Raw genomic sequence first — 9,483 nt, forward strand, 5'->3', positions numbered from 1 at the left:
CTTTCCGCGCCCTTCGTACATACTCCTCGCCGTCATCATTGGCTCGCTCGGCCCCTGCGCCGGGCGCGCCGTGGACTTGCTCCTCGCCGATGGCTCACGGACCTCACTCACAGCTCCACCGTACCTGTATCGAGCGACACCACGGCAGACCATGGTGAGCATGTTCGCTGGGGACGTAACGCGGTAATCACCCCGAATGTTCCCCCGAATTGGCCAGCAGCACACCTAGAAGTAGATCCAAAGCCATCTCACACGTATGGATACGGATGAGTTGGCGGTCTCCGGTCAATCGCAGGTCAACGACTTTCGAAACGGATCCGGGGCCACTCAGCCCGCAGTAGACCGTGCCGACGGCCCGGCCGTCTTGGGGGTCGGGGCCGGCCACGCCGGTGACGGCGACCGCCCAGGTCGCGCCGGTGAGCTTGCGGACCCCCGCGGCCATCGCGGCGGCCACGTCGGGATGGACGGCGCCCTCGCGGGCCAGCAGGTCGGCCGGCACGCCGAGCAGCCGGGCCTTCAGGTCGGTGGCGTAACTGATCACCCCGCCGACGAAGGCGGCCGACGAGCCGGCCACATCGGTCACGGTGGCCCCGATGAGCCCGCCGGTGAGGGATTCGGCCACGGCGAAAGTCTCACCCCGCTCCGCGAGCAGGGAGATCACCTTCGCGGCGGTCGAGTCGGTCACACCTGTTCCCTCCGGGCCACCTGCCGCAGCCTGACTGCCCGCACAACGTAGTCGACGCCGGTCGCCACCGTCACCAGGACGGCGGTTCCCATGGTGGCCCAGCGCACCACGTCGAGCAGGCCCGGCACCAGGAAGAACCCGACGGCGAAGATCTGCAGGACGGTCTTGATCTTCCCGCCGGTGCTGGCCGGGATGATGCCGAACCGGATCACCACGAACCGCAGGGCGGTCACGCCCAGCTCACGGGCGATGATCACGACGGTCACCCACCACGGCAGCTCGCCGAGGAGCGACAGGCAGACCAGCGCCGACCCGATGAGCGCCTTGTCGGCGATCGGGTCGGCGATCTTGCCGAAGTCGGTGATCAGGCCGTATTTGCGGGCCAGGAAGCCGTCGAGCTGGTCGGTGATCGAGGCGAACATGAAGACGCCGAGGGCGGCCAGCCGCCAGCCGGTGCCGTCGAGGAACAGGAACACGATGAACGCGGGAACGACCAGCAGCCGCATGACGGTGAGCGCGTTGGCGATGTTCCAGGCGCTCACGGGAGGCGTGGCAGGCTCGACCGGATCGGTCACCACCAGCCGCTCGGGGGCGGCGTCGGCCATCACCGACGGAGCCGAATCCCGTGGCGGGTCGTTGCTCTGGGTCACGTCGTGGCCTTGATCCTCGCGATCAGGTCAACCCCTTCCGAGTCGACCGCGACGGCGCGGACGATCTGCCCCGGAACCAGGCCGATGCCCTGGACCGTGACCGAACCGTCGACCTCGGGGCCCTGATGGGCGGCGCGGCCCTCGTAGCCGCCGTCGCCCAGGTCGTCTTCGACCAGCACCGACAGCTCGGTGCCGATGCGCTCCTCCGCGCGCTGGGCGGTGAGCTCCTCGGCCAGCTCGGTGAGGATCGCCACCCGCTCGTCGACGACGTCCTGGTCGAGCTTGCCGTCGAACCCCGCGGCCTCGGTGCCGTCTTCGTCGGAGTAGCCGAACACCCCGATGACGTCGAGACGCGCCTCTTCGAGGAACGCGACCAGCTCGCCGAACTGTTCCTCGGTCTCGCCGGGGAAGCCCACGATGAAGTTGGAGCGCACGCCCGCCTCGGGGGACCGCTCGCGGATCTGCTTCAGCAGGCCGAGGAACTGGGCCGGGTCGCCGAAGCGCCGCATGCGCCGCAGGACGGCGTTGCTGGCGTGCTGGAAGGACAGGTCGAAGTAGGGCGCGACGCCCTCGGTGCCGGCGATCACGTCGAGCAGGCCGGGCCGGAGCTCGGCGGGCTGCAGGTAGCTGACGCGGACCCGGTCGATGCCCTCGACGGCGGCCAGCTGCGGCAGCAGCTTCTCGAGCGCCCTCAGGTCGCCCAGGTCCTTGCCGTAGGAGGTGGAGTTCTCGCTGACCAGGACCAGCTCCCGCACGCCCTGACCGGCCAGCCAGACGGCCTCGGCGAGCAGGTCTTCGGGACGGCGCGAGACGTAGGCGCCGCGGAAGGCCGGGATCGCGCAGAAGGTGCAGCGCCGGTCGCAGCCCGAGGCCAGCTTCAGCGAGGCGACCGGCCCGCCGGTCAGCCGCTTGCGCAGGGTGCGCGGGCCGGAGGCGGGCGCGAGCCCGGTCGGCAGGTCGCCGTGGCCGGGCACCGCGACGGGCGCGGCGTGCCGCTCGACCGGGCTGATGGGCAGCAGGGCCCGCCGGTCGCGCGGCGTGTGGGCGGTCAGCGCCCGCCCTTCGAGCACGTCGTCGAGGCGGGCGCCGATGTCGGTGTAGTCGTCGAACGACAGCACCGCGGCGGCCTCAGGCAGCGCCCCGGCCAGCTCGGTGCCGTAGCGCTCGGCCATGCAGCCGGCGGCCACGACCTTGGCGCCCGAGTCGGCCGCCGCGAGGATGGTGTCGATCGAGTCTTTCTTCGCCGACTCGATGAACCCGCAGGTGTTGACCACGATCACGTCGGGATCGTCGTCACCCAGTGCCCAGCCCGAGGACTCCAGGCGCGCGGCGAGCTCCTCTGAATCGACCTCGTTGCGGGCGCAGCCCAGCGTGATCATGGAAACGGTTCGGCGTGAAGACATGATGAAGCTACGGTATCGGGGATCGGCCACTACCGGGGAACCGGGACGTCAACCCCGTAGGTCCGGGTGACCGTCTCCCCCGCGCGGCCCGGAGCGCCCAGGTCGCGGCCGTTCACGTTGAGCTGCACCGACCCCGCGTTGCCGAAGGTCAGGCGCGCCTTGTCCTTGATCCGGAAGCTGCGGCTGTCGCCGCTCGGGATCACGCCCATGAAGACCCGCTTCTTCTTCGCGTCGCGGACCTGGATCCAGGCCTCGCTGGTCGCGGTGATCTTCACCGTGACGTGGGTCGCCTTGGCCGGGGCCGCAGGAGCGGCAGCCGGAGGCGCCGCCTTGACCGCCGCCGGGGCCGAGTTGACCTTGACCGACTGCTTCTCTGGCGCCTTGATCGCGCTGCCCATGATGCGGCCGACGCCGAAGACGGCCACGATGGCGAGTGCGACCGCCATCGCGAGCGTCCAGTTGGGCGTTCGCCGCTCGCGCAGCTTGATGCCCTTGTCGATCGGGTACATCGCGCCCACGCCGGGGCGCGGACCGCCCGTCAGGGCGTCGTACTCCCGGACCAGGTCGTCGCCCTCCAGGCCCAGTTCGCGGGCCAGGGCCCGCAGGTGACCGCGGGCGTAGAAGTCTCCGTTGCACGCGGAGAAGTCGTCGCGCTCGATCGCGACGATGATCGCCTCGCGGATCCGGGTGCGCCGGCTCAGGTCGGCTACGGACAGCCCCCTTTGCTCCCGCGCCTCCGAGATCGTTCCACCGATGGACATCTGCGGCCCCCCGCCCATCCCGACGCTGAGTAGTGAGTTACATTCAATCAGTAACAACACTATGATGTAGCGCCGGGGTCACCACCCCGGAGATCTGCGAGCAGCCCGGCGAGTTCGTCGGGCTTCACCATCACCTCACGGGCCTTGGAGCCCTCGCTCGGGCCGACCACGTTCCGCGATTCGAGCAGGTCCATCAGGCGGCCCGCCTTGGCGAACCCGACCCGCAGCTTGCGCTGGAGCATCGAGGTCGAGCCGAACTGGGTCGTCACGATCAGCTCGGCGGCCTGGACCAGCAGGTCGAGGTCGTCGCCGATCTCCTCGTCGATCTCCTTCTTCGCGGTCGCCTGGGCGGCCACGTCGGAGCGGTATTCGACCTGCATCTGGGTCTTGCAGTGGCCGACGACCTCGGCGATCTCCTTCTCCGACACGAACGCGTTCTGCAGCCGCATCGGCTTGCTGGCGCCCATCGGGAGGAACAGCGCGTCACCCTGGCCCACCAGCTTCTCGGCGCCCGGCTGGTCGAGGATGACCCGCGAGTCGGCCAGGGAAGAGGTGGCGAACGCCAGCCGCGACGGCACGTTGGCCTTGATCAGGCCGGTGACGACGTCGACCGAGGGCCGCTGGGTGGCGATCACGAGGTGGATGCCGGCCGCGCGGGCCAGCTGGGTGATGCGGACGATCGAGTCTTCAACGTCGCGGGGGGCGACCATCATCAGGTCGGCCAGCTCGTCGACGATCACCAGCAGGTAGGGGTAGGGCTGGTAGACCCGCTCGCTCCCCGGCGGGGGGACGAGGCTGCCGGCCCGGACGGCCTTGTTGAAGTCGTCGACGTGCCGGAAGCCGCTGGCGGCCAGGTCGTCGTAGCGGCGGTCCATCTCCCCCACGACCCATTCGAGGGCCTCGGCGGCCTTCTTCGGGTTGGTGATGATCGGGGTGATGAGGTGGGGGATGCCCTCGTACGCCGACAGCTCCACCCGCTTGGGGTCGACCAGGACCATCCGGACCTCGTCGGGGGTGGCCCGCATCAGCACCGAGGTGATGAGGCCGTTGATGCAGGTCGACTTGCCCGCGCCGGTGGCGCCCGCGATGAGGATGTGCGGCATCTTGGCCAGGTTGGCCACGATGGTGCGCCCCTCGACGTCCTTGCCGAGGCCGACGATCATCGGGTGGTGGTCGGCCTGGGCCACCTGTGAGCGCAGCACGTCGCCCAGCGACACCAGGTCCTTGTCGACGTTGGGGATCTCGACGCCGATCGCCGACTTGCCGGGGATCGGCGACAGGATGCGCACGTCGGCCGACTTGACGGCGTAGGCGATGTTCTTGGTGAGCGCGGTGACCTTCTCGACCTTGACCGACGGGCCGAGCTCGATCTCGTAGCGGGTCACGGTCGGGCCGCGGGTGAAGCCGGTGACCTGGGCGTCGATGGCGAACTGCTCCAGCACGCTGGTCAGCGCGTTGACGACGGTCTTGTTGGCCTTGGTCTCGGCCTTCGGCGCGCTGCCGGGGCGGAGCATCTGGGCGTCGGGGAGCGTGTAGGGGCCGGCCTGCGGCGACAGCATGAGCTGCTCGACCTTGCGCGGGGCCGGGGTGGGCTCGGGCGGCAGCGTCTGCTGGGGCGCGGGCGGCTCGTCGACCGGCGGCGGCAGCGGCTCGTCGTCGACCAGGCCCGGCACGATCTCCGGCGAGTGGTCGGTCGGCTTCTCGCGCAGGATCGGCGTGTCGTAGGGCTTGACGTGCTCGCCGGGCTCGGGGCGCGGCTGCTTCTTCTTCGGCTTCTTGTCGGAGGAGTTCTCGAAGGGCTTCTGGAACAGCAGCACCTTGATCTCGCCGAGCCGCTCGGGCACCCGGTGGATCGGCGTGGCGGTGACCACCAGCGCGCCGAACCCGGCCAGCATCAGCAGCAGCGGGATCGTGATGAACGACGGCAGGATGCTGTCGGGCGGGGCCGCCACGATGAACCCGAGCATGCCGCCGGCGGCAGAGACCTTGTCCATCCCGTCGTCGGAGGTGCCCGCCGGATAAGGGGTGCCGTGCGCGACGTGCACGATGCCGAGGATGCCGGCCGCCAGCGCGGTGAAGCCGATCAGCATGCGGCCCGTCTCGCCGTTCTGGTCGGGATGGCGCAGCAGCCGCCAGGCGATCAGGCCCATGATCAGCGGCACCGACCAGAAGAGCGACCCGACCGTGCCGCGAACGACCGCGTCGACCACCGTGGCCACCGAGCCCTTGCTGGTCCGCCACGTCATCGCGGCCAGCACGATCGCGCCCGCCAGCACGGCCAGGCCGAGGCCGTCGCGCCGGTGGGCGGGGTCGAGGTCGCGCGCGCCGTTGCCGATGGCCCGCGCCGCGCCGCCGATCGCGTTCGCGATCAGGGTCCAGATGCCGACGACGAGCTTGCCGATCATCAGGAACACCCACGACAGCGGGTCGTTCCCGGTGCCGATCGGCCGCTTGGGCGGCGCCGGCTTCCGGCGGGGCGGTGGCGCCTTCTTCTTGACGGTCGGGCGGGGGGCGGGACGTGGCGTCTGCCGAGACGTCGGCCGCTTCCCACCGGAGGACGCACGGGTGGCCATGATGGTCACGGTATTGCGCAACCGCCCCATAAACACGTAAGCGCGCCGAGAAGCGCCGGCCCCCCGGGACGGGGACCGGCGCCTCTCTTCTGGACGTCGCCCGGTCAGGTCAGGTAACCGGGTGACGGGCTAGACGTTGATGCGTCCCGCGCCCGCGCCGCCGGTCACGATGGACTTGACGCTGGAGGCGGTGTCGAGGGAGTAGGAGTACGGGATCGACGCGACGCTGCCGCCGGCCTGGCCCGTGCCCGAGTTGACGAAGTGGTTGTTGCGGGCCACCAGGGTGCCGGGGCCCGAGTCGCCCTCGCCCAGGTGGTAGGGGTCTTCGGTGTTCTCGAAGTAGTTGCCCTCGACGAGCACGCCGGCGCCCTCGGTCGAGGCCACGCCGTAGCTGCTCACGCCGCCGTAGTAGTTGTTGTAGACGTGGACCGGGTTGCCGAACCGGACGCGCGGGTGGCGCTGGCCGGTGCCGTCGAACCAGTTGTGGTGGTAGGTCACCCGGAGGTGGCCGCGGTCCTCGGAGCCGTTGCCGTCGTCGTGGCCGAGCAGCATCGACTTGTCGTGGTCGTAAATGCGGTTCCACGAGATCGTCACGTAGTCGCTGGCCCGCTTGACGTCGATCGCGCCGTCGTAGCCGTTCGACAGGGTGTTGTGGTCGATCCAGACCCGGGTGGAGTACTGGACGTTGATCGCGTCGTCGTTCCAGTTCCGGAAGGTCAGGTTACGGATGATCACGTTGGTGGCCTCGGCGACGTTCAGGCCGCAGCCCTGGATGACCGCGCCGGAGTTGCCGATGATCGTCTTGTTGGAGCCGACCCGGAGCATGCCGGAGCAGGAGATCGTCCCGGAGACCCGGATCACGGCCGCGTTGGTCCCGGACATCGCGCTGGTCAGCGCGCCCGAGCTAGTCACGGTGGTGGCCGAGGCGTTGCCGCCGCCGGTGGTGCCGCCGCCCTGGGTGGCCCAGCCGACCAGTCCGCCGGGCGGCGGGCCGACCGTCGGGGTGGGCGTGGGGGTCGGGTTGGGGGTGGGGGTGACCGTCGGCGTGGGCTGCGGGCCGCTCGACGGGGTGAACGTCCAGTGCTTGGTCACCACGTTGTCGCAGGAGTTCTGCTGGATGACGGCGTTGGAGGCGGTGGAGTTGTCGCGGGTGTTCACGCACTTGCCGCCGTTGCCGTTGACGATGCGGGTGCCGCCTGCGGCGTCGGAGAACGTCCAGGTCTGCGAGGCGGAGCCAGTGCAGGTCTGCTGGACGACGGCCTTGCCCGCCGAACTGCTGTTGTCCTGGACGCCCAGGCACTTGCCGCTGTGCCCGGCGGTGATGCGGTAGCCGCCGTTCTGCGCGGTCAGGGTGAAGCGCTGGTTGGTGGTGCCGGTGCAGGCGTACTGGATCAGCCCGGCGTTGTCGGCCGTGCTGAAGTTCAGCACGTCGAGGCAGAGGTTGCTGCCCCGGTTGACCACGGAGTACGTACCGGCGCCCGGGGCCGCCTGGGCGGACGTGGTCATGGGGACCACGACGCCGGCGACGGCCAGGACGGCGGCGCCGAAGACGGCCAAGAGCCGTCCTCTGACACTCAATCTGGACACGTGTGAAGCTCCTCTCTCAAGGTCGGTGCACACCATAAGCGCACGTTTCATGTAGTGAAACGGTGAGGTCAGATCGATCTTCACGACATGGGCGTACACGAAAAAGCGCTTGAAAGTTTCATGTGGCGGAACGATATTTCATGTGTTGACACGTTGTTCTGTGTAGTGGAATCTCCAGGCATGTCTGCACTCGATTGGTCGGTCCTGGCCGCCTACTTCGTCGTGATGATCGGCATCGGCGTCTGGTCCAAGGGCCGCGTCCACACCGTCATCGACTTCTTCACCGCGCGCGGGCGCATCCCCTGGTGGCTGGCGGGGATCTCGCACCACATGTCCGGCTACAGCGCGATCATGTTCGTCGCGTTCGCGGCGGTCGCCTACAACTACGGCCTGGCCATGTATGTGTGGTGGGCCCTCACCATCGGCATCGGCGTCGGCATCGGGGCGTTCCTGTGGGCGGCCCGGTGGAACCGGCTGCGGGCGGTGCACGGCGTGGCCTCGCCACTGGAATACCTCGCCCGGCGCTACAACCTGCCGGCCCAGCAGGTGCTCGCCTACAGCGGCGCGCTGCTGAAGGTGGTCGACATCGCCGCCAAGTGGGTGGCCATCGCGATCCTCCTGAGAGGGTTCGCGGGCATCCCGATCTTCTGGGGCATCCTCGTCACCGGGCTCGTCACGATGGTCTACATCACGGCCGGGGGCCTGTGGGCCGACGTGCTGACCGACTTCGGGCAGTTCGTCATCCAGGGCGTCGCCGGGATCGCGATGTTCTTCGCGGTGCTCGGCCACCTCGACGGGCTGCCGACGCTGTGGACGATGTGGGACCGGCTGCCCGAAGGCCACGGCGACCCGTTCGCGGGGCCGTACACGGTGACGTTCTTCCTGGCGCTGCTGTTCATCAAGACCTTCGAGTACAACGGCGGGATGTGGAACCTGGCGCAGCGCTACATGGCCGCGCCGAGCGGCAGCGAGGCGAAGCGGTCGGCGCTGCTGTCGAGCGCGTTGTGGCTGGTCTGGCCGCTGATCCTGTTCATCCCGATGTTCGCCGCGCCGCTGATCGTGCCGGGCCTGGCCAACGCCGAGGAGGCCTATGTGAAGCTGGCGCAGACCCTGCTGCCGCAGGGGGTCATCGGCCTGGTGCTGGCGGGGTTCTTCTCCCACACCATGGCGATGGTCTCCTCCGACGCCAACGTCATCTCCTCGGTGATCACCCGCGACATCGCGCCCGTGCTGATGCCCCGGTTACGCCGCCTGGCCGACGCCGCGCAGCTCACCTTCGCCCGCGTGACGACCTTCGCGTTCGTGCTGATCAGCATGGTCATCGCGATCACCACCGAGGGCCAGGGGGTGGTGCTGAAGATCGTGGTCGACCTGGTGGCGGCGACGATGGGCCCGATCTCGATCCCGCTGATGCTCGGCATGCTGCCGTGGTTCCGCCGCAGCGGCCCGCTGGCGGCGATCGTCTCGTGGGCGGCCGGGCTGTCGGTCTGGGCCTACGTGAAGTGGATCGCCGGCTCGACCGACCAGGCCGTGGTGGTCGGCGTGCCCCTCGTCACCTCCCTGGTCCTGTACGTCGCCGTCGGCCTCCTGCGGCCCGAGCGCACCCGCGACCGCGACGAGCTGATCGACTCACTGAACGACGACCACGACCCCGCGCGTACCTGAGAGAGAAGGCCCCCATGGCGCGGTGGGGGCCTTCACACGTCTAGGGCCTGTTTCGAAGTAGGTATGCGCTGCGGCGTGTCGTGGCCGGGTACGCGAAGAGGTCTCCGGTAAGTGGGTTGATCGACCAAGAAAAACCTGATCACCGGAGACCTCGTGGCC

General features: G+C 69.3%; 7 protein-coding genes. 1 reads left to right on the plus strand and 6 read right to left on the minus strand.

Going from position 1 to position 9,483, the window contains the following annotated elements:
• Nucleotides 1-187: 187 nt before the first annotated feature.
• The 6 genes from FDA94_RS11560 to FDA94_RS11585 form a co-directional block, all read right to left on the minus strand.
• Nucleotides 188-685 (minus strand): CinA family protein, encoded by a 498-nt coding sequence (locus tag FDA94_RS11560; protein ID WP_137247047.1) that lies wholly within the window; start codon nt 683-685, stop codon nt 188-190.
• Complete coding sequence (gene pgsA / locus FDA94_RS11565) at nt 682-1,290, minus strand: CDP-diacylglycerol--glycerol-3-phosphate 3-phosphatidyltransferase (RefSeq protein ID WP_062340714.1); 609 nt, start codon at nt 1,288-1,290, stop codon at nt 682-684. The genes FDA94_RS11560 and pgsA overlap by 4 nt, the downstream gene beginning before the upstream one ends.
• Before the next feature lie 41 nt (nt 1,291-1,331).
• A complete protein-coding gene (gene rimO, locus FDA94_RS11570) occupies nt 1,332-2,738 on the minus strand; it encodes a 30S ribosomal protein S12 methylthiotransferase RimO (protein ID WP_137247048.1) in 1,407 nt (468 codons plus the stop codon).
• Nucleotides 2,739-2,767: 29 nt separating this feature from the next.
• Nucleotides 2,768-3,499 carry a helix-turn-helix domain-containing protein gene (locus FDA94_RS11575; RefSeq protein WP_170990889.1) on the minus strand — a complete coding sequence of 244 codons (732 nt, stop codon included), beginning with the start codon at nt 3,497-3,499 and terminating at the stop codon, nt 2,768-2,770.
• 59 nt (nt 3,500-3,558) lie between these two features.
• Entirely contained in the window at nt 3,559-6,072 is a 2,514-nt protein-coding gene (locus FDA94_RS11580) for an FtsK/SpoIIIE family DNA translocase (protein WP_137247050.1), read from the minus strand.
• Between the two features lie 129 nt (nt 6,073-6,201).
• Nucleotides 6,202-7,659, minus strand: a complete 1,458-nt coding sequence (locus tag FDA94_RS11585) for a pectate lyase family protein (protein ID WP_246059769.1) — start codon at nt 7,657-7,659, stop codon at nt 6,202-6,204.
• A 180-nt stretch (nt 7,660-7,839) separates the two neighbouring features.
• Between FDA94_RS11585 and FDA94_RS11590 the strand changes: the two genes are divergently transcribed.
• Nucleotides 7,840-9,324, plus strand: a complete 1,485-nt coding sequence (locus FDA94_RS11590) for a sodium:solute symporter family protein (protein WP_137247051.1) — start codon at nt 7,840-7,842, stop codon at nt 9,322-9,324.
• Nucleotides 9,325-9,483: the final 159 nt, after the last annotated feature.

Origin of the sequence: Herbidospora galbida (genome assembly GCF_005233835.1) — a bacterium.
Classification (GTDB): domain Bacteria; phylum Actinomycetota; class Actinomycetes; order Streptosporangiales; family Streptosporangiaceae; genus Herbidospora; species Herbidospora galbida.

Excerpts from the sequence above, each read along its gene's own strand:
- pgsA (WP_062340714.1), bottom strand. The coding sequence starts at position 1,290 with ATGGCCGACGCCGCCCCCGAGCGGCTGGTGGTGACCGATCCGGTCGAG.
- rimO (WP_137247048.1), bottom strand. The coding sequence starts at position 2,738 with ATGTCTTCACGCCGAACCGTTTCCATGATCACGCTGGGCTGCGCCCGC.
- FDA94_RS11575 (WP_170990889.1), bottom strand. The coding sequence starts at position 3,499 with ATGTCCATCGGTGGAACGATCTCGGAGGCGCGGGAGCAAAGGGGGCTG.
- FDA94_RS11580 (WP_137247050.1), bottom strand. The coding sequence starts at position 6,072 with ATGGCCACCCGTGCGTCCTCCGGTGGGAAGCGGCCGACGTCTCGGCAG.
- FDA94_RS11590 (WP_137247051.1), top strand. The coding sequence starts at position 7,840 with ATGTCTGCACTCGATTGGTCGGTCCTGGCCGCCTACTTCGTCGTGATG.